This window comes from Streptomyces sp. NPDC048636, assembly GCF_040650655.1.
Classification (GTDB): Bacteria; Actinomycetota; Actinomycetes; order Streptomycetales; family Streptomycetaceae; genus Streptomyces.
Genome location: NZ_JBEZHR010000012.1, coordinates 170,454 through 193,798, shown reverse-complemented (window position 1 = coordinate 193,798; position 23,345 = coordinate 170,454). Strand labels below are relative to the sequence as shown.

The 23,345-nt window shown below is 71.8% G+C and carries 19 protein-coding genes and 1 pseudogene; 6 read left to right on the top strand and 14 right to left on the bottom strand.

Features of this window, described 5'->3' with window-relative positions; translation table 11 throughout:
• Positions 1-6 precede the first annotated feature (6 nt).
• From AB0C66_RS28045 to AB0C66_RS28005, 9 genes are all read right to left on the bottom strand, one after another.
• Positions 7-2,004: a glycosyltransferase family 2 protein gene (locus tag AB0C66_RS28045; protein ID WP_362444344.1), complete on the bottom strand. Its 1,998-nt coding sequence runs from the start codon at positions 2,002-2,004 to the stop codon at positions 7-9.
• 28 nt (positions 2,005-2,032) lie between these two features.
• Positions 2,033-3,472, bottom strand: coding sequence for a bifunctional cytidylyltransferase/SDR family oxidoreductase (locus AB0C66_RS28040; protein ID WP_362444342.1), 1,440 nt, complete (start codon positions 3,470-3,472; stop codon positions 2,033-2,035).
• Positions 3,473-3,632: 160 nt separating this feature from the next.
• The gene (locus AB0C66_RS28035) at positions 3,633-5,606 is read right to left on the bottom strand and encodes a glycosyltransferase family 2 protein (RefSeq protein WP_362444339.1); all 1,974 of its coding nucleotides are present in this window, start codon (positions 5,604-5,606) and stop codon (positions 3,633-3,635) included.
• A complete protein-coding gene (locus AB0C66_RS28030; RefSeq protein ID WP_362444336.1) occupies positions 5,527-7,641 on the bottom strand; it encodes a hypothetical protein in 2,115 nt (704 codons plus the stop codon). Before AB0C66_RS28030 ends, AB0C66_RS28035 begins: the two co-directional genes overlap by 80 nt.
• Before the next feature lie 231 nt (positions 7,642-7,872).
• Positions 7,873-8,958 (bottom strand): FkbM family methyltransferase, encoded by a 1,086-nt coding sequence (locus AB0C66_RS28025; protein ID WP_362444333.1) that lies wholly within the window; start codon positions 8,956-8,958, stop codon positions 7,873-7,875.
• Complete coding sequence (locus tag AB0C66_RS28020; RefSeq protein ID WP_362444330.1) at positions 8,931-10,793, bottom strand: stealth family protein; 1,863 nt, start codon at positions 10,791-10,793, stop codon at positions 8,931-8,933. The genes AB0C66_RS28025 and AB0C66_RS28020 overlap by 28 nt, the downstream gene beginning before the upstream one ends.
• A gap of 57 nt (positions 10,794-10,850) precedes the next feature.
• Positions 10,851-13,151, bottom strand: coding sequence for a bifunctional glycosyltransferase family 2 protein/CDP-glycerol:glycerophosphate glycerophosphotransferase (locus AB0C66_RS28015; protein ID WP_362444327.1), 2,301 nt, complete (start codon positions 13,149-13,151; stop codon positions 10,851-10,853).
• A gap of 198 nt (positions 13,152-13,349) precedes the next feature.
• Entirely contained in the window at positions 13,350-14,195 is an 846-nt protein-coding gene (locus tag AB0C66_RS28010) for a MerR family transcriptional regulator (protein WP_362444324.1), read from the bottom strand.
• Positions 14,188-14,730, bottom strand: coding sequence for a VOC family protein (locus AB0C66_RS28005; protein ID WP_362444321.1), 543 nt, complete (start codon positions 14,728-14,730; stop codon positions 14,188-14,190). The genes AB0C66_RS28010 and AB0C66_RS28005 overlap by 8 nt, the downstream gene beginning before the upstream one ends.
• A 67-nt stretch (positions 14,731-14,797) precedes the next feature.
• On the opposite strand from AB0C66_RS28005, the pseudogene AB0C66_RS28000 reads away from it, so the two are divergent.
• Positions 14,798-15,605: pseudogene (locus AB0C66_RS28000) on the top strand (inositol monophosphatase family protein).
• A 111-nt stretch (positions 15,606-15,716) separates the two neighbouring features.
• On the opposite strand, the gene AB0C66_RS27995 reads toward AB0C66_RS28000, so the two are convergent.
• From AB0C66_RS27995 to AB0C66_RS27975, 5 genes are all read right to left on the bottom strand, one after another.
• Positions 15,717-16,229, bottom strand: a complete 513-nt coding sequence (locus AB0C66_RS27995) for a DUF6879 family protein (protein WP_362444318.1) — start codon at positions 16,227-16,229, stop codon at positions 15,717-15,719.
• Positions 16,207-16,437, bottom strand: a complete 231-nt coding sequence (locus AB0C66_RS27990; protein ID WP_362444315.1) for a hypothetical protein — start codon at positions 16,435-16,437, stop codon at positions 16,207-16,209. The genes AB0C66_RS27995 and AB0C66_RS27990 overlap by 23 nt, the downstream gene beginning before the upstream one ends.
• Before the next feature lie 104 nt (positions 16,438-16,541).
• Positions 16,542-17,426 (bottom strand): hypothetical protein, encoded by an 885-nt coding sequence (locus AB0C66_RS27985; protein WP_362444312.1) that lies wholly within the window; start codon positions 17,424-17,426, stop codon positions 16,542-16,544.
• A gap of 306 nt (positions 17,427-17,732) precedes the next feature.
• Positions 17,733-18,173, bottom strand: coding sequence for an NUDIX domain-containing protein (locus AB0C66_RS27980; RefSeq protein WP_362444309.1), 441 nt, complete (start codon positions 18,171-18,173; stop codon positions 17,733-17,735).
• An 81-nt stretch (positions 18,174-18,254) separates the two neighbouring features.
• Positions 18,255-19,610 carry a tetratricopeptide repeat protein gene (locus tag AB0C66_RS27975; protein ID WP_362444306.1) on the bottom strand — a complete coding sequence of 452 codons (1,356 nt, stop codon included), beginning with the start codon at positions 19,608-19,610 and terminating at the stop codon, positions 18,255-18,257.
• Positions 19,611-19,798: 188 nt separating this feature from the next.
• Here AB0C66_RS27975 and AB0C66_RS27970 point away from each other — a divergent pair, with 188 nt between their 5' ends.
• The 5 genes from AB0C66_RS27970 to AB0C66_RS27950 all read left to right on the top strand — a co-directional run bounded on the left by AB0C66_RS27970 (position 19,799) and on the right by AB0C66_RS27950 (position 23,307).
• Complete coding sequence (locus AB0C66_RS27970; RefSeq protein WP_362444303.1) at positions 19,799-20,548, top strand: hypothetical protein; 750 nt, start codon at positions 19,799-19,801, stop codon at positions 20,546-20,548.
• Positions 20,549-20,626: 78 nt separating this feature from the next.
• Entirely contained in the window at positions 20,627-21,538 is a 912-nt protein-coding gene (locus tag AB0C66_RS27965; protein WP_362444300.1) for an aminoglycoside phosphotransferase family protein, read from the top strand.
• A 1-nt stretch (position 21,539) separates the two neighbouring features.
• Positions 21,540-22,232: a class I SAM-dependent methyltransferase gene (locus AB0C66_RS27960; protein WP_362444297.1), complete on the top strand. Its 693-nt coding sequence runs from the start codon at positions 21,540-21,542 to the stop codon at positions 22,230-22,232.
• Positions 22,233-22,263: 31 nt separating this feature from the next.
• Positions 22,264-22,809, top strand: a complete 546-nt coding sequence (locus AB0C66_RS27955; RefSeq protein WP_362444294.1) for an HAD domain-containing protein — start codon at positions 22,264-22,266, stop codon at positions 22,807-22,809.
• A 36-nt stretch (positions 22,810-22,845) separates the two neighbouring features.
• Positions 22,846-23,307 carry an ATP-binding protein gene (locus AB0C66_RS27950; protein WP_362444291.1) on the top strand — a complete coding sequence of 154 codons (462 nt, stop codon included), beginning with the start codon at positions 22,846-22,848 and terminating at the stop codon, positions 23,305-23,307.
• Positions 23,308-23,345: the final 38 nt, after the last annotated feature.

Below are 23,345 nucleotides of genomic sequence, written 5' to 3'. Positions count from 1 at the left end.
CTGTGTTCAGCGCCGCCGCAGCCTGTTGCGCAGCGCCGCCACCAACCGCACCGGGGCGACCCGCAGTTCCAGGGTCGTCTGTCCGCGGCCGGTCAGCGGTTTGGCGTAGTACGGGCGGCCCCGGCGCAGCCAGCGGGCGCCGGGCAGCCGTGGGGGCGGCGGTACGGGGGCGGCGCGCGGCGGGCCGTCGCCGCGGGCTCCGTCGGGGCCGACCAGGGCCAGTGTCACCGTCCACCGGCCGCGGCCGAGGTCGCGTACCGACAGCCGGGCGGTGAACGCGCCCGCGGGGTGGCCCGCGGCGAACCGCACCGGATGGTCGTGGATCCGGCCGTCGGTGTGCTCGGCGCGCAGCCGCAGCACCCGGCCCCGGGCCGGGCTGCCGGGCGGCAGCAGCCGTCCGGCGACCACGAGCGTGCCCTTCTCCGACGGATGCCATACGGCCTCGGTCACCTCGCAGGGCGCCCCCTGCGGGGCCGGTCCGACGTCGAGCGAGAGATTGCCGTACGGGGTGGTGAAGTAGGGGGTGACCCGGGCGCGCAGCCCGCGGCCCGCGGTCACCACCCGGCGGGCGGTGGTGATGTCGAGACCGTCGTCGTGGCGGCCGCCGAACCGTACGGTGCGGCTGATGCCCTGGGCGCGGACGTCGAGGTAGAGGTCCCAGACGCCGGGGCGCAGCGGGGCGCCCGCCTCGGCGGTGGCGATGTCGATATCGGCCGTGAACTCCCCGTCCTCGCCCGCGGTGACCGGGGCGCGCAGCTCGTCGGTGGCCTCGCGGCGGCGCAGTACCAGTGCGGTGCGGTCCTCGGGGCCGGGGGTGAGCCCTTCGATGGCGGCGCTGCCGCGCACCCGCAGGGTGCTGCGGCCGTGCCAGCCCGCCCCGGCCAGATGGTGGCCGACCGGCAGCCGGTCGGTGACGTCGAAACAGGCGTCGGGGACGTCGGCCGCGGGGTCGCGGAAGTAGGGGTGCAGCCAGTAGACGCGGCCCTTGTCGACGAGATGGCCGCGGCCGGCGTCCCGTTTGGCGTCGCGGAGGACGGACAGCAGATCCTCGAAGCGGTCGGTGCGCAGCAGGTGGACCATCAGACGCTCGGGGGCGGTGAGGGTGCGGAACAGCGCGTCCGAGCAGTGTTCCTGGGCCCAGCCGCGCAGTTCGGGGAAGAAGCGGGTACGGGCCTCGGTGGGGTCCTCGCGCGGCAGGGCGCGCAGCGCGCCGCAGAGCTCCCACTGGATGTGGCGCCGCATGACCGTGTCGCGGCGGGGTCCCGGCCGGGTGTGGCGGGCGGCGGTCTCGAACAGCGCCCGCATGGCGTCGATGCGGTCGGTGAGCCCGGCGGCGGTGCGGGTGAGGTTCTGGCCGTTCGCGCGGTAGTCGATGTAGTAGCAGTCGTAGTCGGCGACCACGGAGATACCGGAGGCGTTGAGGTAGGCGGCGGCGGTGAAGGGTTTGTCCTCGCCGTTGCGGCAGAGCGGGAAGCGCAGCTGGTGCCGTTCGATCAGGGAGCGGCGGAACAGCTTCCAGGGGCCGAGGGTGGAGTAGGCGTGGGAGCTGTAGACGTCGGTGCGCAGCTGGTTGTGGCGGAAGACGGCGCGGGGGACGCCGCGTCCGCTGGAGGAGACCATCTTGCCGAGCACCACATCGGTGCCGTTCTGGTCGGCCATCGCGACCATGCGGCGCAGCGCGTCGGGGCCGAGGTGGTCGTCGGCGTCGAGGAAGAAGACGAAGTCGCCGCGGGCGAGGTCGAGTCCGGTGTTGCGGGGGCCGCCCGCACCGCCGCTGTTGGGCTGGTGGACCACGCGCAGGGCGGGGCAGTCGGCGGCGATCCGGTCCAGCTCCTCGGCGGTGCCGTCGGTGGAGCCGTCGTCGACCGCGATGATCTCGATACGGCCGATCCCGAGGGTCTGGTTGCGCGCGGAGTCGATGGCGCGGACGAGTTCGGGCAGGGCGTTGTAGGCGGGAATGATCACGCTCACACGGGGCGGGCCGGGGCGGGGGGTGCGCGACATGCGGGGCTCCGGGGGTGAGGTGGGGGGCTCAGGCGGCGTCGCCGGTGGCCGCGGGCGGGGGGTCCTGCCGGCGTACGTCGATGACATGGCCGGTGAGGGGGGACAGCAGGACGTCGAGCGAGGTGCGGGCGACCGCCTCGGAGGAGAGCAGCGATTCGGCGGGCTCGTCGCCGAAGGCCCGGCGGCGCATGGGGGTCCGGGTGCGTTCGGGATTGACGCAGTTGACCCGGATGCGGTCGGCGGCCCATTCGTCGGCCAGGGCCTGGGTGAGGTTGACGGTGGCCGCCTTGGCGGAGGAGTAGAGGCTGTAGCGGGCGCGGCCGCGGGTGTAGCTGCTGGAGGTGTAGAGCAGCAACTGCCCCTGGGTCTCGGCCAGGTAGGGGTAGGCGCAGCGCGCGATATGCACCGGGGCGAGGTAGTTCACCAGGGTGGACAGCTCGATGGTGCGGGCGTCGGCGTGGGCGAGTTCGCCGACGCGCAGGATGCCGGCGGTGTTGACGACGTAGTCGATCCGCCCGGCGGTGGAGTGGGCCTGTCGCAGCGCCTCCTCGACCTCGGCGGCCACCTCGACATGGGTGCCGCTGCCGGAGCGGCTGAACGGGAAGACGGTGGCGCCGTAGCCGCGGGCGAGGGCGGCCACATCGGCGCCTATGCCGTAGCTCGCGCCGAAGACGACCAGCACCTTGCCGGTGAGCAGCCGCCGGTAGGCCGCCTCGTCGGACTGGGCGGGGGCGGTCTGGGAGGCGAGCTGGAAGAGCTTGTCGGCGATGAAGATGTCGACCGGCTCGGTCACCTTCATGTTGTGCTCGTCGCCGGTGACGACGTGGATGGGGACGTCGGGCAGATAGCGCAGCACGACCGAGCAGTCGTCGGTGGCGTGGAACAGCGGATCCTCGGCGGCCAGTTGGTAGGCGCGCCGCAGCACCGAGAGACGGAAGCCCTGTGGGGTCTGGCCGCGGCGCAGCCGGGAGCGGTCGGGGACGTCGGTGATGAACTCGCCGTCGTCGCCGTGGGTGCGGGTGACCACGATGGTGTCGGCGGACGGGATGGCCACGTCCACCGCGTCGTAGCGGGTGAGGGCCCGGACGCAGTCCTCGATGATGCGGGTGGACAGCAGGGGGCGTACGGCGTCGTGGAAGAGCACGCCCGGGTCCTCGCCGTCGGTGAGCCGCGCGTCGAGGGCGGCGATGGCCGCGCGGGTGGTCTCGTTGCGGGTGGCGCCGCCCGGGAGCACCGCGCGGACCTTGGTGAACCGGGCCTCGGAGACGATCTTCTCGACCTCGGGGACGAAGTCCGGCGTCATCATCACCAGGATGTCGTCGACCGCCGCGGCGTCCTCGAAGATCTGGAGCGTGTGCTCGATGATCGGCCGTCCGGCGATCTTGAGCAGCTGTTTGGGCAGGGTGAGTCCGACCCGCTGGCCGGTGCCGCCCGCGAGGACGACGGCGGTGGTGCGCTGGCTGCCCATGGTCGCTCCTGACTCCTGGGGACTCCCGGTGGGATTCCTGGTGGGGTGTCGGCTGCTCCGGTGGGTGGTGGTGCGACGGCTGCTCGGGGGCGGGGGTCGGGTTCCGCGGGCCGGGGTCATGCTGCGGGCCGCGGGTGAGGTGCGGATGTGGGGCGGGCCGCTAACGGGTGACGGACCAGCGTCCGGTGGCCGGCAGCCGGGCCAGCCGCAGACCCAGCCGCCCGGACCGGTCGCCGCGCTCCAGGTGCAGTTCGCGGTCGCCGTCCAGCTGGTGCGCGGGGACGCGGAAGGTGAGCGCGGGGAGTCCGGGCCCGTCGGGCGGGGCGATCTCACCGTCCAGCCACAGCGGATCGGCGCCGTCCCGCTCCAGCCGTACGGTGACCGGTACATGGACGTCCAGCGGGGCGATGGTCAGCGGGATCCCGACGGCCAGCTCCTCGCCCTCGGGGTTGACGGTGATCCGGGAGAGGTCCCGCACCGCGCGGTTGAGGGGATCGAAGGAACCGTCCACGGACAGGCTCAGATTGCCGTGGTCCTTGGTCCAGTAGGGGTTGGCGAAGGAGGGGCCGCGGCCGGTGAAGGCGGGCATCCGCTCCTGGTCCACCCCGCTGGCGCGCAGCGCGCCCAGCCGTCGGGCGGTGGTCCAGCCGCAGCAGTCCAGCCGGACGTAGGCGTCCCAGACGCCGCCGAGCGGACGGCCCGGGTCGGCGGTGGCCGGGTCGATGGTGAACTCGGCCTCGAAGCACACCCCGTAGAGCTGTTCACCGGACCGGGCGGAGTCCGCCGTGGCGTCCTCCCGGGGGCCCCGCCGCAGCAGCCGGGCCAGCAGCGAAGGGCGGGTCCCGGCGTCGTCCGCGGCCGGGAAGTCGGTGGCCCGCTGGGTGGTCGGCAGCAGCAGCTCGGTGGCCTCGTCACGGTGTTTCAGCTGGCCCGTGACGGTGGCCCGGCGCATCTCGGCGGTGAAGTCGGCGGCCTCGGCGACGCCCGGGAGCCCGGCGACGGCCGGTGGCAGCTGCCACCGGTAGCGGTCGTCCGCCCGGGAGAAGAGCACCGGGGTGGTGCGCCCGCGGGAGCCGGTGTGCACCAGCCGGGTGCTGATCCGCGCCACCAGCGTGCCGCCGCGCCACTGGAGTCCTTCCAGCCGGGGTTCGTGGGTGGTGCCCGCCTCCAGGGCCGCGTACGTCTCCAGCGGACCGCGCTCACCGTGGCGGACCAGGGCGGAGACCACCCGTTGTTTGGCCGGGAGCTTGGTGTCGACCTCGGGCGGGACGCAGTCGGTGACGAGCGAGCGTACGGCGGCGAACAGCTCCTCCCGGTAACCGGCGGGCTCGGAGAGGTACTTCTTGCCCTGCACCTGGGCCAGCACCTTGCCCGCGTACCAGTGGGCGATCAGCTTGTCGCGCAGCGGACCGGGTTCGACGTGGTCGCGCACCATCCGGATGATCTTCCGGACGCTGCCGAGGTACTCCTCGGGTTCGATCCGGCCGAAGCTGATGTGGTGGGCGTCCTCGCGCCGCATCCAGTGGTAGCAGGTGTAGTCGTGGACGGTGGCGACCTTCTCCGCCAGCAGGTAGGCGCGGAGCATGAACAGGTGGTCCTCCAGCCGCACCCGGCCCTCGGGGAAGCGGATGCCGTGCGCGGTGAGGAAGTCCCGGCGGAACAGCTTGTGCACGGTCATGCTGGACAGCAGCACGGTGTCCCGGCGCAGATTCCCCGCCGTCATCGGCTTGGTGTAGAGCACCCGGGCGACGGTGCGGCCATGTCCGGCCGTCCGTCCGCAGACGATATCGGCGCCGGTCTCCTCGGCCCGTGCGTACAGCCGTTCCAGGGCCTCGGGGGCGAGCCGGTCGTCGTCGTCCACGAAGTGCACATAGCTGCCCCGGGCGGTGTCCATGCCGATGTTGCGGGGGCGGCCGGGCCAGCCGGAGTTCTCGCTGCGCACCAGATGGAAGTTCTCCTCGGCCGCGATCTCGGAGGCGATCAGGTCGGGGGTGTCGTCGGTGGAGCCGTCGTCGACCCAGATGACCTCGAACTCCCGGCGGGGCAGGGTCTGTTCACGGAAGGAGGTCAACCCGTCCATGACCGTCTTCCCCGTGTTGTGCACCGGGACGACCACGCTGACCTTGATGCTCATCGAGTTCTCCCTCGCGGATGGTCTGGAGTTCCCGCAGCCGGATGACCTCCTCGCCCCGGGCGGCGGCGTGGGCCACCGCCTCGCCGAAGCGCTGGACGGAGGGTGGGGAGGCGGGGCCGAGCAGGAACTCCCGCAGCTCATGGCGGGCGGTGCGCAGCTCATCGAGGGCGGGGTCGAAGAGCAGCCGCAGCAGACGGTCGGTGCCGGAGCCGTCCGGGTCGAGCAGATAGGCGGCGCGGGCGGCGGTGAACTGCCGCCGGAACTCCGCCTCGCCGAGCCGCGCGGTGTCGGTCAGGGCGTACGGCTTGAGGCTGGCGATGAAGTCGGACACCACGCTGGAGATATCGCTGATCAGCAGATCGGCCTGGTCGAAGCAGTGGTAGAGGGTGGGCACGGGGCCCTCGACCACCTGGTGGAGCCAGGGCGGCGCGGCGGCCCGGTGGGCGCGCTGCCACTGCCGCCGCAGCTCCTCGGCCTCGGCCCGGACGGCCGGGTCGGGCTCGGCGCTGTCGCGGGTGAGCATCGCCTCGTCGGCGTCGGCCCGTCGCAGCCGGGCCTCGAGTTCGGCGATGCGGTGGGTCAACTCGTCGCGTTCGCGGGCGGCTTCGGCACGGGCGGCGGTGATGTCGGCCGGTTCCTGGGCGAGCGGTCCCGCGGCGCGCCGTTCGTTGGCGGCGCCGATCAGGGCGACCACGCGTTCGTGGGCGGCGCGGGCCCGGGGACAGCGGCTGCCGGTGAACGGATGCGGTTTGTACACCACCCGGACCGGGCGTTCGCTCTCCAGGAGGTTTCTGACCAGGTGTTCGCCCGCCGCGATGAGCGAGGTGTTCCCCGGCTCGTCGGTCCAGCCCTCCCAGGTGGGGGCGTACAGCACGGTGGGGACGGGTGCCGGGGCGCGCTCGCCGTCGGCCACCAGCACACCGTCCAGCTGGGGGCGGCCGACCTCGACGATATCGGCGTCCCGGACGCCGACGGCGGCCTCGGCGTACCGCAGCCGTCCCGCCTCGCCCGCCACCCACACCTGGTCGTAGACCTTGCTGTAGGGGTTGACGCTGGCGATCTTGTCGCTGTCGCCATGGCCGAGGAAGACATGCTGCATGGTGGGGACGCGCAGCAGATGGATGTTCTTGCCGACATTGGCCGGGTAGAGCGCCACCCGCACACTGCCGAGGTCCAGGTTCATCAGATGCACCGCGCTGGGGACGCAGAGCACCGGCAGCGGGGTCGGCGCCAGCTCCTCCACCAGATGGCGTTCGCGCAGGACGACCAGGGAGGGGGTGGGCAGCGCGGCCAGGGTCCCCAGCCACATATTGACCTGGTACGCGGAGTCGCGGGAGCCGGAGAAGTACAGCACCGTCTCCGGCCGGTGGCGGATCAGCCAGGCGTCGACCTCGGCCAGCATCTGTGCGGCGCCGGGCATCCGGAAGGCCCGGACGAGGTACGGAACGAGTGCGAGCACCGTCACCAGACAGCCTCCGGCGGCCAGTGCGAGACCGGCCACCACCCAGCGGGCGTCCTCGGTGACCAGCGTGGCCGTCAGTCCCAGCAGGGTGACCAGCTCATAGGTGAGCATCCGCTGGCCGGGCCATTCGGTGAGCCGCCGGGGCGGCCGGTCGCCGATGGCCAGTCGGCGCAGGTCGATATTGCGGGTGACGACCGCGAGCCTGCGGCGGCGCCGGATGAGAGTGCGCATGGCGGAGTGCAGGGCCTGGCCGCCCAGCAGGCACAGCACCAGCGTCATGGCCGCGGTCAGCCCGATCGGACCGGTCAGCCGCAGTCGGCCGAGCAGCAGGAGCAGCAGCACACAGCGCAGTTCGAAGCGCAGGGTCGCACCGATGTGCAGCCGCCCCAGACGGGCCATCAGCTCGGGTTCGGTGCGGTGCAGCAGCAGATCGCTGAGGCAGCCGAGCAGCCCGGCCGCCGCGAAGAGCCCGCCGGAGCCGGTGACGGCGGCCACCGCCGCGATCACCAGACACCCGGCCAGCGTGGCGAAAGCCACGAGGCCGCGGGGACTCTTGATACCGAGGCGGTTCATGACGCGGGCCCTTCACGGCGGATAAGTCGTACTGGTTGGAAACTGTAGGTGAAGGTACCTATTCGCGCCTTTTGTCATTACTCGAGGGAGCGCTGCCCGGTCAGCGCACAGCGGGCCCCCGGGGCCCGCCCCCGCCTTTGATGTCACCCGGACGGTCCAACGCCGCCGCTGCCGGGCGGCGGTGGACCGACGGAGGGAGACGGCTCACTCAGGTCACCGGGTGGCGTTCGGTCACCGGGAGGAGGTCGGCACCTCCCCGCTGCGGCGGCGGCCCGGCACCAGCGACCCGGGCCGTCCGGCCGTGGCACCCGGGCCGAGCGCCCGCCGGGCGAAGGCGGCCGCTCCCGCCAGCCACCACCGGCCGGGGTAACCGCCGGGCAGCCCCGGGCGCGGGTCCCTCGGCCGGTAGGGCGCGTTCCAGCCGTAGGGGAAGGACGCCTTGTCGGGGGTGAGCAGATTGGTGGTCTCGTCGCAGGCCAGGATGGCGATCAGCCACTGCCGTACGGCCCGGTGGAAGGCGGGGGTCGGCGGCCGCGGGGCCAGCAGCCAGTCACGGCACTGGGCGCTCACCGCGGGCCGGTAGGTGGTCTCGTCATAGCGGTGCCAGGGCGCGTCCGGGGCGATCGGGTAGAGCCCGTAGTCCATGGCGGTCAGCGGCGCCAGCGCCGTACGCAGCGCGTCATGGTCCGCGCTCGGCAGCAACTCACAGACGATCCACGGCCGGTGGCGGCGGACCGTGGACAGCGCCCCCTCGAGCACCGCCGCCTCGAAGGTCTCCACATCGATCTTGATCAGATGCGGGGTGAGCCCGCGCTCCTCGGTGACCGCGTCGACCGTGGTGACCGGCACCGACACCGAGGCGCTGTGCTTGCGGTGGGCCGGGTTGAGCGAGTTGGACGACTCCGACTTGTGCGAGAAGTACAGCTCGGCGGTGCCCGGCTCCCGGGAGAGCGCGGCCTGGTGCACCTCGAACCCCAGCCGGTTGCACTCCCGGATCCGGCGGCACAGCGCCGCGGTCTCCGGCGTCGGCTCGAACGCGATGGTCCGCGGTCCGCCCTTTCCGTACACCGCGGAGATCAGGGCCGAGTAGAGCCCGATATGGGCGCCGATGTCGTACACCGCGCCGCCCGGCGGCGCCTGCTGGGCCAGCGCCAGCAAGGTGGCCTGGGTGGTCGGCTCGTACCCCGCCAGTCCGGCGCGCCGCAACTGCCGCTGTACCGCGGTCTGTTTGCGGCTGAGCACATTGAGCGCCCGCGGATACGGGCCGCTGGTCCGGAGGACCTCGGGGTTCAGCGGGAGAGTGATGGCGAGGGGCATGGCCGGCGCGTCTCCTGTCGGGACGGAGCCCGCTCCAGCGGGCTGGGAAGGGGGAAGTAGGCGTCGAGGAACGGGTGGAGGACGGCCAGCTGGTCCGCGAGGTCGTGCACCGAGGAGACCGTGTCGTTGAGGCAGAACGCCTGGCAGTGGCGGGACCGCAGCAGCCTGGCCAGCCGGGAGCGGATGGCGGGCTGCGCGAGGTCGAAGTAGTCGTAGCGCAGTGAGGAGGGGACCGCGCGGCCGGTCAGGAACGCGTAGTAGTGGTGGAGCGAGGACGGTACGGAGACGTCCGAGGACGAGCGCACCCGGTTGGCCATGGTGGCCCGGACCTCCTCGGGGAACTCCCGCTCGATCTCGGCGAGCACGCTGCGCCGCACCGCGTGCGGGGTGTGCTTCATCTTCTGGGTGACGGTCGCGCCGAACCGGCTCTCCAGCAGCGCCCGGTTGTTCTTCCCCGCCGCCGACACCGGTACGTCATCGGCGTCCAGGGGTGCCAGCGGGATCAGCGCGCGGGAGGGGAAGAACTTGGACACCCCGTTGGCCAGGAAGAAGTCCTGGGGGGTGACCGGGGAGCCGAGGAAGACATCGTCGTTGAAGTAGAGGAAGTGCTCGGCCAGTCCGTCGATATGGTGCAGCCGGGTCTCGATGGCATGGGAGTTGAACGTCGGCAGCGCGCCCGGATCGTCGAAGACGTCCTGGTGGTCGACGACGGTGATACCCGGGTGGGAGACCGCGAGCCAGTCCGGTACCTGACGGTCCGTCACGATGTAGATATGGCGGACCCAGGGGGCGTAGAGGTGGAGCGAGCGCAGTGAGTAGCGCAGCTCGTCGCGGTTGGCGTAGCGGGCGGCGTTGGCGGCCTGGGCGTGGTAGCCCTCGCCCGCGGCGGCCGCGCGGCGCCGCTGCCACAGCGGGTCCGAGCCGTCGACCCAGGTGTAGACGACGTCGATGGGGAACCGCACCTCGTCCGGCAGCCGGGTGAGGAACTCCGGCCGGGTGCGCACCAGCGGCCCCGGCCGCCAGCCGTCGGCCGGGGCGAGCCGGGTGAACAGATGGCCCGAGGCCCGGACCGGTTCGCCGACCAGGGGCACCGAGGCGGTGGTGCGGTTGAACCGCGGCGCCAGCAGCAGTCGCCCGCCGCCCTGCTCACTCTGGTCCGACGGCTCCCAGAACTCGACGTCACAGCCGTGCGCGGGGCCCAGCACCAGCCGCTCCCCGGACCGTCCGGCCCCGGCGTGGTAGCGGGTGAAGCGGAGGACGGGGGCGTCCTTCAGCCGTCGCCACGCGGTGGCGGTGGTGCCAAGACGCGGCGGTGTCGCCGGATGCCCGGGGCGCGCGGGCCGGGAGACATAGCCCGCTTCCCGGGCGCACAGCGCGGCGAGCGCCGCGATCACCCGCCCCCGCTGATCGGCCCGTACGCCCACCGCCGAGGCGAGGTTGCTGTGGCAGCGGACCACGAAGTGGTCCAGTTCGGCGCGGTCCAGGGCCTCGCACACCAGCCGCAGATTCTCGGCGCGGGCGGACAGCGGGGTGGGCACGGGCGCCATGGTCGCCACCCGGACGCCGCCCCGCCGGTCGGCGATCAGGATCCGCTCGGCGGAGCCCAGCAGCCCCGCGCGGCGCAGCCGCTGGCGCGCCCGGCGCAGCCGCAGCGCACCGGAGACCGCCGACACACCGCCGAGACCCCGCATGGCCGCGCGGCGCAGACCGACGCCGGTCACGGCGACGACCGCGCGGCGGACCGGCATCGGGACCGCGCGCCGGTAGCCGCGCACCAGGGGCGGCGGCTCGGCGAGCCAGGGGCGGGGACGGGCGGGCGGTGCGGTGAGGGGCATCGTGCGTCCTGGGTCGGGCGGCCGGGGGCGGGTCTTGAGCGGGCGGCCTGGGCGGGTCTAGTGGCGGCGGCTCCGGTGGGGGAGCGCGGCGGCCGTGGCGGACGCTCCCGCGGGCGAGGCGTCCGCCGGGGACGGACCGGCCACCACGGCGGTGGGGAGGTGGGCGGCCGGGGCGGGGCGGCGCTTGGCCAGCGGCACCACGGACGGCAGGAGTTCGGCGGGCTGGCCCAGGAACACCCGGCGCACCACGCGTTCGGCCGCCCGGCCGTCGTCGTACGGGCAGAAGTGGGCCCGGAAGGCGGCGCGTTGCGCACCGGCCCGCGCGCCGTACCAGGCGTCCGTGGCGAACAGGGAGATCAGCTCGGTCTCGGAGCGGGAGACCGGGCCGGGCGGATGGGCGGTGATGTCGAAGTAGGTGCCGCGGGTGGCGCGGTAGGCGTCCCAGTCGTCGGCGTGGATGACGATCGGGCGGTCGAGGTTGGCGTAGTCGAACATGATCGACGAGTAGTCCGTGATCAGCGCGTCGGCGGCCAGGCACAGCTCCTCGACGCTGATGTGCGCCGAGACGTCGATGACCCGGCCGGTGCCGCGCGGACGGGGCCCGGCTCCGTAGAAGTAGTGCGGCCGGACCAGGAAGGTGAAGCCGGGGCCCAGCGCGGAGGCCACCCGTTCCAGGTCCAGACGGGGTACGAAGCCGCGCTGGTAGTCGCGGTGGGTGGGCGCGTAGAGCACGGCGGTGCTGTCCGCCGGGATGCCCAGCCGCTCCCGCAGCCGGGCCACATCCGTGGCGGTGGCGCGCTGGAAGACATCATTGCGCGGGGAGCCGTAGGCGAGCGTGGTGTAGCCGGAGGGATAGACCCGCTCCCAGGTCAGAGTGGTGTGACGGTTGGCGGAGAGGCTGAAGTCCCAGCGGTCCACCCGCTCCAGCAGCTTGCCGAAGTCCATACCGCGCGCGGCGGCCGGACGGTCCAGCAGATCGAGACCCATGTGCTTGAGCGGGGTGCCGTGGTGGGTCTGGAGATGGATCTGCCCGGGCCGCTTCCGCATCCGGGGCGTGAAGTTGACGTTGTTGACCAGGAACCGGGCCCGGGCCAGCGCCGTCCAGTACGCGGGCGAGCCGGGCTGGATCCGGCGCACCCCGGGCGGCAGGCTGTCCGCGTACTCGGCGGTGGTGATCCAGGCGGTGCGCACCCCCGGGACCAGCTCCCGCACCTTCGCCTCGATCGCCGCCGGGTTGCAGGTGTAGCCCCGGTGCCAGTACGCGGCGAACACCGCGAGCCGGGGATCGACGGGACGGCACAGCTGCGCCCGGTAGTGCAGCCACAGCACGGCGTTCCGCAGCCGCGCGTACACCACGGGGGTCAGCGCCACGGCCCGCCGCCGCACCCGGTCGGCGCCGCGCAGGAACTGGAACACCCGCCGGGCGCCCAGCCGCAGCAGCAGACAGCGCCACCAGGCGCGGCCGGGCGGGGTGGTGGCGTCACCGGGGCGGTAGCGGCGGTGATGGGCGCCCGCCCGCCGGAAGAACTCGGCGCGGGACCCGGCCGGAAGCCGTCCCGGCGCGCTGAAGACCGCCGCGAAGTGGTCCACCATCCGCTGGAACAGCGCCGGACGCCAGTGCGCCAGCTCGGGCCGACCGTCCAGGAACCGGAAGACCCGTTCGTACTGGTCGAACACATCGAGGTGACGGCGGCTGGTGGTGCGCAGGATCCCGCCGCGCCGCCGCTGCCGGTAGCGCACACACACCCGGTCCAGTACGGCGATGGACCCGGCGGACAGCAGGACCGGAAAGGTCCAGGGAGTGTCCTCGTAGAAGCCGGACGGGAAGGCGAAGCCCTCGGCGCGGATGAAATCGCGGCGGTACGCCTTGTTCCACGCCACCATCAGCAGCCGCAGCAGCTCCGGCCGCTGGTCCAGGGTGAAGACCTGCGGGCCGTCCTGGCGCAGCAGCTCGGCGCGGACGTTCCGGGTGGCCAGACCGGTCCAGTCCACCCGGGCGTAGTCATAGACCAGCACCTGGGGATCGCCGGTGCGGACCAGCCGGTCGGCGATGGCGCGCAGGGCGCCGGGGGCGAGGCTGTCATCCCCGTCGAGGAAGATCAGGTAGTCGCCGGTGGCCCGGCGGATCCCGGCGTTGCGGGCGCGGCCGAGCCCGGCGTTCTCGCCGAGGTGCACCGGCCGGACCCGGGGGTCGCGGGCCGCGACCTCGTCGATGATGGCCCCGCACGCGTCGGGGGAGTGGTCGTCGACCGCGATCAGCTCGAAGTCCGCGAAGTCCTGGTCCAGGACGGAGCGCAGACAGTCGTGGAGGTATGCCTGCACCTCGTATGCGGGCACGATGACGCTGAACCGGGGCACGGGGGATCCCATCGGTCGACGCGGTGCGAATGGTTTCTCACACCATCATCTGAACGTCGGGTGCGGGGCGGGGCGGCGTGGCGGTGGAGGCCGCAAAGTGCCCTCGATCGGCCCAACGCCCGGCGCGTCCGCCCCGGGGCGGCCCGTCCGCCGCGGGGGCCGGGCCGCCCGCTCCCCGGGGGGGGGGGGAGGGGGGGGCTACTGCCGGGTCGCGGTGTCCGGGCCGTCCGCTCCGGGGGTCTCCTGCCAGGTCGCGGTGTCCGGGTCGATGCCGTGGGCGCGTGCGCTGGCGTCGACGATCCGACGGAACCAGCTGGCGAGGCCGGGGCGGATGCCGTCGTAGTGGGCGGCGAATTCCGGATCGGCCTCGTACTTGCGCCCGAGACAGACCTGCATCTGCCTGGTGAGGGGAAAGTACGCGGCGAAGACCTCGCGGTGCCGCTCGACGAGCTGATGCGCCTCCGGACTACCGGGTGTGACACCGGCGTCCATCGCCTCCCCGAGGGCGCGGTCGAGCCCGGCCACCGCGTCGGTGATGGCCTGCCACTCCTCCGGACCGCGCGCGGCCGCGCGTTCGGCGTACTGCGTCCACTGCGTGGTGTGTCCGTAGTGCCGACGGGCCTGGGCGAGCCAGTCCGGGTTCCACTCGGGGCCGAAGATCGCGGCCTGTTGCTCGACGGTCAGCAGCAGACCGCGCTCATGGGCCTCGATCATCCGGTCCAGTCCGGCGCCGAGCCGCTGGAGGTGGTCGATCCGTTCCACGACCTGGGCGCGCTGCGCGCGCAACGCGCCGGACACATCCGTGGTCGAGTCGTCCAGGAGGGCCCCGATCCTGTCCAGGCCGAGACCGAGCTCACGGTAGACGCCGATGCGGTGCAGACGTTCCAGATCACCGGCGGTGTAGAGCCGGTATCCGGCGGCCGTGCGCAGCGACGGCCGCGCCAGACCGATCTCGTCCCAGTGGTGCAGCGCGCGGACCGTCACGCCCAGACGCGTCGAGACCTGCCCGACGGTCAGGCCCTCGGCGTCACTGGCATCAGCCATGCTCCTCATTATTGTCGTCGCCGCGACCGGTGCCCGGTGGGGTGATTCCGATGGCTTCAAGGTTCCGTGCCTCCTGACTGGCCGGATCGAGCGGCTTCGCCGCGGTGAAGACGATCCGTGCGTTCTCGGGGGTGATCACTTCCACATCGCGGGTGTTCCAGGGGGTGTCCCGTGGCCCCTCGACCGAGTCCGGGCGCACCGCACGGCATGCCTCGACGATCGAATCGACCTGGCTGAGCACACACGCGAAACTGAGGCGCATCGCCGGTGCCCGCTCCGGAACGCTCGCCGCCGGGACGAGGAGTACGTCCTGGAACGCCCACCGGCGCAGATGCACCAGCCTGCCGGGGATGCCGAACAGCTCGAAGAACCCGAGCCCACGCACCCAGAAGTCCACCGACGCCGCCAGATCGCTCGTGGGGATCGTCACGAACGCGGGCATTCCGTAGATGCCACGGAACGGCTCCGGCGGAACCGCGTCCGGGCCGGGGGCGGGCACGGGGCTCATCTCGAACGCCTCGTAGTAGTCACTCATGCGCTCCACGCTCCAGCCTCACGCGACGTGAGGGTCAACCCGCGTTCGCCTCGGTACGCTGCACAGCATGATCAACTCATCCGCGTCATCCGCGAGTTCCGGCGATGCCGAGGTGGCGATAGCCGGGGCAGTCGCCGGTGCGGACGTGGTCCGCACCCTGTACGGCCGGCGGCTCACCCGCATCGACAAGGGCGCCGGGGACTTCGCGACCGCCGCCGATGTGCAGGCCGAGGAGGCGATCCTCGGCGTCCTCCGCGCCGCTCGGCCCGATGACGCGATCCTCGGCGAGGAGGGCGGACAGCGGGGTGCGGCCGACGCCGTGCGCCAGTGGCTGGTGGATCCCTTGTGCGGCACGCTGAACTACGCCGTCGGCAACATGCTGGTGGCCGTCAACGTGGCGCTGCGCGACGGGGCGGCGGCGGTGGCCGACCCGTTCAGCGGCGAGGTCTTCTTCACCGACGGCACAACCGCCTGGGTGCGGCACGACGGGGCCGACGAGCGGCTGGCGCCCACCCCGGCCACCCGGCTGGTGGACGTCAACCTGGATCCGCCGTTCCCGGGCGGCGCCCGGATTCCGCGCCGTGGAGCTGCTGGCCCACCCCGAGTTCCTCGAGCGGTTCCGGCCGCGGGTCGTGTCCACGACCCTGGCGTTGGCCTGGGTCGCGGCCGGCAAGCGCGCCGCGTACGTCACCGACGGCGGTGACCTCTCCGGGAGCGTGCACTTCGCCGCCGGTATCGCCCTGTGCCGGGCCGCCGGCTGCGTCGTCACCGGAATCGACGGCGCCCCGATCGGGCGGACGGGCCGAGGGCTTGTGGCGGCCGCGGACGCCGAGACCCACGGGCTGCTGATGTCGATGATCCGCGGCCGAGACTAGGCTCTGTCGCTCCGCTCTTGGATACCGAGGGCAGGTAAGCGGGCGGCCGCCTCTAACGTCTGCACCGTGAAAGTCCACCGATCATGTCGGAGTGCAGGTGCTGGAGGTCTGTCAGGCCAACTCGAACTGCGCGTGTGGCGTCGCCCGTTTCCACACGGCCTCGAAGGCCGACTCGCACAGCTTCACCACCTCCGCGTCCTCCGTGAGTTCCATCTCCATGTTCTCGCCTTCGCCGTCGAAATGGTTGACGAGGACGAGCCCCGAGTCGAACAGCCAGAAGTCGTTCCCCGGAAGTGCGAGGTCGGTTGCGTTGCGCCGGGTGAGCCAGCGCACCTCTTCACCAGCAGCGATGTTCAGCCCGTCCGTCACGTCGTACTCGAAGCGGATGTACTCGCTGACGGGGGTCGAGACGATGCGGGCTCGACGGACCTCGACGTCTCGCGAAGCCGCTTCCGTGACGATGGTGTGCCAGTCGGCCCAGCGCTCGGCGGGGTCGAGGACCTCACCGGCCTTCCAGTCGACGAAGGCAGGGTCCAACTTCATGTAGGAGTCGCGCATCTCCAAGTGGACCGCGGTTCGTCGGCACTCGCGGAACAGCTCCTCAAACGTCGGGGTTCTGGTCACCCTTCTTCACCTCCAAGAAGTACTGCACCATGCGCCGGGGGATTTCCACCACTGTCTCGTGACCGGGGATGTCCATCTGCCCCAGCCGCTCAGCGTCTTCCACCTTCCACCCCTGCACGAGGTAGTTGTCCTTCTCCTCGTCCAGGTCGACCGTGGGGGAACCACCGCTGGGACTCTCCGGATCTTTACCGAGCCTACGTAGGGCCATGATGTCCTCCTCGGATGCCCGTAACGCTCTCCATGCCCGAGCTTGCCCGTCGTTGCGAACCGGAGCGAGGAACTTGCCGAAACTTGCCGGGGAGCGTCATCTGCTCAGCAGGCCGTGCGCAGGCCCTCGCCGGAGGCGGTGGTCGTGGGCGCGTTGGATGCGGCTCGGCAGTCGCGGCAACGGCCGCCGTTCGCGGAGCGGAAGGCACGGTCGCAGCCGTCGCAGGTCCGCAGGGGGAGGGTGGGTGGCGCACTGGCTGGGGCGGTGGGCACGGGGAGCGGGGGCTCGCTGAGGCGGTAGGCGAGGATGCGGGCCGGGCGGGTCAGCAGGCGGTCGGGGAGTCCCGCGGTGAGCGCACGGGTGATCTGCGCGGGTCCCACCCCGGCGGAGAGCCATTGGGCTACGGCGGGAGCTAGTTCGACGACGTCCCGGCGGGACAGGACGAGCCGGGGGTCGGCGACGCGCAGTGAGGCCAGGACGGTGATGGCCCGCTCGTCGACCTCGGTGCGTGAGGGAACGGGGCCGGACTCGGCAGTGGCTTCCGGTTCGGGCGTGCGCCGTGCCGTACGCGCGGCGGGTGCCTCCCGCACCGGACGTGGTGGGGCGGGTGTGCGGGGACGCGGTGGAGCGGGTGCGCCACCGCCCGGTACGTCGTGGAAGTAGGTCCGGGTGCGGATGAGGCCCCCGGGGCCGCGTTCCCGCCGTCGTTCCAGGTAGCCGGCGGACTCCAACTCCCGTAAAGCGCGGGAGATCAGGATCTCGCCCTCGGTGAAGTGCTCGCACAGTGCGGCGATGCTCACGGGCGCACCGTCGGGCAGGGAGGCGATGTACGCCGCGACACCGATCGTGACCGCGCTTCCGCGCCGCTGTGCGAGGGCGTTGGCGATGACGGTGAAGTCGGCGGTGAGGCGGGTGCGGATGTGGATCACGCCGGAGGTCGGAGCTCCGGCGTCGGCGCGCGCGGGCGCGTTAGACTGCGGGTCAGCCATCGGGAAGGTCCTGCTTCCTGATCGGTCAGGCCCTCGATCGGGATGCCAGTCCCGGCCGGGGGCCGTTGTCTGTTTGCGGTTGTTGCGGTGAACGTAACGACCGGTGTGCGCGGCCCGCAAGCCGGTCACTCGTACGGGTGACCGGAAGGAAGGGTGGGTGGGCGGGTAGTTCTCTATCCCGGTTCTTTGGGGGAGTTCGTGGCCCACCGGGCCCCAGTAGGCGGGGGTCCGGCGGGGCGGGAGGACCGATGGCGACCGGCTCCCGGCCGACTCAGGGGCGGTGGCCGGCCGCAGGCGGCATCCTTATCACCAGCCATCAAAGGAGACCTGCGGGCCTCCCGTGAGATGCCGGTGGAGTGCGCTGAAGGTGGTGTCCACGAAGTCCTCAGGGATGGCGTCGGCATCGACCCAGCGGACCTGGGAGTGCTTGCGGGGTTCGCGGTTCTCGGGTTCACCGGTCCATTCGTGGGCGGCGAAGACGACGGTGAGGAAGCCGTTGGGGGCTTCGACGCCCCAGGCGCCGTGGATGATGTGGGCGACCTTGAGGGACTCGGGCTTCACAGTGAGGCCGGTCTCCTCGTAGAGCTCCCGAACCGCTGTCTCTGTGATGGGCTCACCGGGCTCGCTCTTGCCGACCGGGAGGTCCCACATGCGCTGGGCGAACTTGGCCTTTTCGCTGCGCTGGAGGAGGACGACGCGGTTGGTGGCCTTGTCGTGGACGATGACGGCGGCAACCAGCGGGGTCATCGATTCGAGCGCCGGTGAGAACGCAGGGGCTCAGTCTGCTGGGCCTCGGCGGCCACCTCTTCCCCAGCAGGTCCGGATACGTCAGGCGAGGGCCTCACGGGCGTGGCGGGCGAGGTCCGCAGCCCCGGGAACTCTGCGACGCTGGTAGACCGCCAGGGTGGGGCGGATCGAGGTCATTGCCTTACGGGCGCGGTCGGACGTCATCCCGTCCATGAGGCTGAGCGCTTGGGCCCATGAGGCCACCGCCTCGTCGGCACGGGCCTGGTCGGCAAGGCTGTCGCCCAAGTCGGCGTAGGTGAGAACGTGCACGCGCTTGAACTTGATCGGGTCCCAGCGGGTGAGAGCATCGCGATGCTGCTGTTCCGTACCGACGAAGTCTTTCATCTCGGTCAGTGCCTTGGCCGTGTGGCTGGCCACGGTGCCCGCGGCTGGACCGCTCAAAAGGGAAAAACTGGGCTGTGGCCCGTCCTCTCGGAGGAGCGCATCCTCCGCAGCGAGAAGAGCACGGCTGGCCGAAGCGTTCTCGCCGACAGCAGCGCAGGCGCGGGCATGTGTGATGTGGAGCAGTGCCTCGGTCTGTCCGTCGACATGGCCGACTCCGCGGGCAAGAGCCCCCTCGACAAGGTCGACGCAGTGGTGAGGCTGCTTGAGCTTCAGGGCTTGGTGAGCCAGAGAGCGCATCATCCAGGCGGCATGACCGTGCGGATCAGCCTCGCAGGCGAGCTGGTAGCCCACGTGGTAGTAGCTCTGGGCAGCACCCTCCTGGCCCAGGTCGTGGTGTTTCCATCCGGCCAGGTAAGCGAGTTCGGCCACGGCACCGAAGGCTGCTCGGCGTAAGGGTTCCGAAGAGAAGCGTCCACGGAGCATCGGAGCCGCCGTGTCGGCGAGGTACGCGGTGACGGTGGTCAGGCCGTGGCCGCCACCGAGGCGTTCGTCCGCGGAGCTGAAGGCCGCAGTGATCTGGCGTACAACATCGATGTCCTCCGCTCCGACAAGAGAACGGCCGGTGCGGGCACGGAGGACCCGGGCAGTGGCCTCGTGGTCGTGCAGGAGCGGCATGGCGACGCCAGCTGTGGTGAATGCCGCAACGGCGAGGAAGCGGCGGCGTTCGACGTCGGCGCGGCCCAGGTCGGTGACGGCGAGGACGGGGTCGGATTCCGCCGGCGCCTCGGCATCACCGACGTGGAGGCCGATCTCGGTCTGAGTGACGACGCGGCCCAATCGACGGGAGAGGGCTTCTGCGAGGTACTGGCCTGCCCGACCGGAGGGCGTGCGCGTGCCGTTCGCCCAGTGAGAGACGGCCGACTTGTTGGTCTGGAGGAGTTCGCCGTTCTCTGCCGCGATCCGGCGTACGTCCTTGGCCAGTGCCTCGTAGGTGCATCCAGCAGCATGGATGGTTTCGGACAGGCGTGAGTTGGGCTTCTTCGACGCTGGCACGTTCCTCCGTCCGGAGCTGTAAACCGCGTATACCGCTTCGACTCCGTCACACCGTACCCACTCTGCGTAGTGGACGGTTCACTTGTCGACAGATGCCCCCGGGCCGGGGCGGCCCCCAAGTTCCGTACGCCCCACCGGGCTCGGGCATTCCCGCGCCCGAATCCCGGCCGACCAGAGACGGAGACACGGTGACCACCATCGACACCCAGGCCATCACGGTCGAACTGCCCGAGGCGTTCGACCCGCGCTGGAGCCGCCTGCCCGGCATCCAGGTCGACAACCGGTGCATCACGATCGACCCGGCCGAGTACTTCTTCCGCTTCGAGTCGAACAGCTGGCTCGTCGCCGACTGGGAGCTGGTCAAGTCCCAGCTCCTCGGTGTGGACGAGACGACCGAGAGCGCGGTCGAGCAGCTCGCGCTCGACTTCATCAAGCAGCACGGAGAGTCCACCTCCGACGCGGCCCGTGTCCTGGCCACCGCGTACGAGGTGTACGCCCACCTCTTCCGTGACGAGCACCTCGCCGGTCTCGGACTCCCACAGGTCACCGCCGAGCACCTGCGGATGCTCCGCGAGGCGGCCACGTTCATGGCGCTCAACAAGGTCGAGCTCGACGGGCACATCTCCAACGTCGGCCCGTGCTGGTTCTTCCCCGCCGCCACCTCCGTCGTCTTTGACCTGGGCGACGAGATGGGCGGCATGCTCGACGAGGTCTACCACGGCGGCTGGTTCAACGAGCACCGCCGGATCGAGTCCATCAAGGCCCACACGGCGCTCGGCGGCCGGCTCGTGCACGGCTGCCAGTCCGTGCCGGACCAAGCCGGCGGCGTCGTCGCGCCCTACGGTGCCTCGATGGCCAACTTCCGCGATGACCTGGCCGCCTTCAAGGCTGGCTGGATCGAGCAGGTCTACGCCCACCGCGTGAACCCCGCCGCGTAACCCGCCACCCGATCAGGCTCCGGGGCGGGCCGACGCTTTTCGCCCCGCCCCGGACGCCTCCCACTGACCGGAGCCCCAATGAGCCCGAACCCCAGCACCGAACTCCTCGACAACCTGCTCACCGTGGTCGGTCAGGCCACCGCCGTAAGGGAGGAGGTGCGCGTGTGGTCCATGTCCGGAGTCGAGCGCGTGACCTTCCCCGACGGCTCCACGGCCGTCTTCAAGTACGCCAAGAAGCCCTTTGACAGCGAGGACCAGGCTCTCCGCCTGGCCCACACCCTCGGCGTTCCCGTCCCGAAGGTCCACGCCTCCGCCGTTCTGGGCGGTTGGCTCGGCATGCTCATGGAGGACCTCGGACCGTCCGTCCGCGAGGCCGATGATCTCGACGGCGTCGCAGCCGCCGTGGTCCTGCACGGCACCCGTACGGCCCCGCCCTTGCCTGTTCTCGACCAGGACCGGCTGCGGAGGCTGCCGACCCGGGCGATGGAGCATCTCGAACGGCTGCGCAAGGCCGACCGGTGGCAGGACGCCGACGACGTCGAGGACGCGCTCGAGAAGATCGCCCGAGCCGCCGAGGCCCGCTCGGCCGGAGCCCCGACGGCGCCCTTCGGCTGGGTGCACTCCGAATTCCACTCCACCAGCCTCCACATCGGCGAGCGCGGGTGGCGGCTGCTCGACTTCGCCCGCGCCTTCACCGGCCCCGGCCTGCTCGACCTCGCCAGCTGGCACGGCACCATCGAACCCCCACACCCCGTACGCCTGCGCGTCTTCCTGGAGCAGTACGTCACCGCCGGCGGTACCCCCGACGCCCTCGCCCCGCGCGGCGGGCTCACCGCCGAGAACTGGGCTTTGGGATGGCACCGCATGTGGGCCGTCGAGTGGTTCATGGAGCAGTCCATTCGCTGGATCGACGACCCGGCCACCGACCCCGCCTACGCCAAGGCCGTCCGCCGCCACCTCACCGACGTCCTCCACCTCCTGGAGATCTGACGTGCTCGCCCAGGCATCCCCATGGCACACCCATGCCCTCCAGCGCACCGCCGCCGGACTCGCCGAACCCCTGGCCGTACCTGCCCGGATGGAGTGGACCACTCGACCTGGTCAAGGGCCCGGAGCCGACGTCCTCGGCCCCGACCTGCACGGCAAGCGGCTCCTGGAGCTCGGCTGCGGCCCCGGCCACAACGCCGCCCACCTCGCCACCCGCCACGGCTCCCACATCACCGGCGTCGACCTGATCGGGCTCCAGGTCCGCCGCGCCCGCTCCCACTACGGACGGCTGACCAACCTCATCTTCGTCGCCGGGCACGCACTGCACTATCTGCAAGCCTCCGAGGAGCAGTTCGACGCGATCTACTCCGTTTTCGGCGCCATCGGCCTCGTCACCCCCGAGCTCCTGCTCCAGGCCATCGCCCAGCGCCTCGCGCCCGGACGAGTGCTCGCCTTCTCCGTCCCCCACCCGGAGCGTGGCGGTCGAAGCCCTTCCGGCGACGACCGGCCCCGCCGCGACTACGTCACCCTTCCCGACCGCACCCGGCTCCCCATTGCCCGCTGGGAGTTCTCCATGGCCCGGTGGGAGAAGCACCTCAGCCGGGCGGGCTTCCGGCTCACCTCTGCCCAGGAGTTCCGCGACCCCCTCATGGGCCACTGGCCCACCACCTTGCTGCTCCGCGCCCGCAAGCTCTGACAGCCGCGTTCATCCGGCCCATGGAGGACCGATGCGCCAGCCCTACCTGCTTCTCGACATCGACGGCGTCCTCATCCCCTTCCCCAACTCGGACGGCTCGATCCCGGCCACGCACGCCCGCCACGACGTCGTCCCCACCGGCCGGAGCGCCGACAACCCGCTCACCGTCTGGCTCAACCCCGACCACGGCCGCCTGCTCATGGACGTCATCGGCATTGGCTCGGTCACCCCGGTCTGGTGCACCAGCTGGCGCCAGGACGCCACCACCCTCATCGGGCCCCTCCTGGGCCTCCCGACGCTGCCGTGCATCGACCTGCCGCGCCCGCAGATCACCACCAGCCACCCCAACGGCTACCTGTGGAAGCGCGACCACGTCGACGCCTGGCTTGGCGACGCCCCCGCTGTGTGGATTGACGACGACTTCACCGGCCTCGACCACGCCTGGGCCGCAGAGCGCGCTGCCAGGGGAACAGGGACCCTCCTCGTGCAGCCCGACCCGCGCCTCGGGCTGCAACCCGAGCACCTGACCGAGGTGACGACGTGGGTAACGCAGCTACCCACAGCCCGTGCCGCCTGACGACTGATGGCGTCACGGATTATCGATCGGACGGAAATGGACAACACCGTGCTGAAGCCGACCACGGCACCGGACCCCGAGCGCGAGCCCGAGCTCCGAGAACTCATCCGCCAGTTACCCGCCACGCCGCGCGCAGCGCACCTCGCTCGACGGCTCGCCGTGCGGCGCATGGCGGAGTGGGGTTATCCGCCCGCGTCGGACGCTTCCTGCACGGTGGCCCTCCTGGTGGCGGAGCTGGCCTCCAACGCCGTACGCCACGGCCGCGTACCCGGGCGGGACTTCCGTCTCCGGCTCGTCTGCGAACCCTCGGCGCGGACGATCCGTATCGAGGTCTCGGACGCCCGTGAGGACTGCCTCCCGGCCGCTCCGCAGACGCCGACGACCGACGAGGAGTCGGGCCGTGGCCTGTTTCTGGTGGATGTGCTGGCCACCCGCTGGGGTACGACGCCTCGTCTCCCCGTCGGCAAGACGGTATGGGCGGAATGCGATGTGCCATGACCGGAACAGGGGGCGGCCCGGCGCGCCCCTTGGGAGGG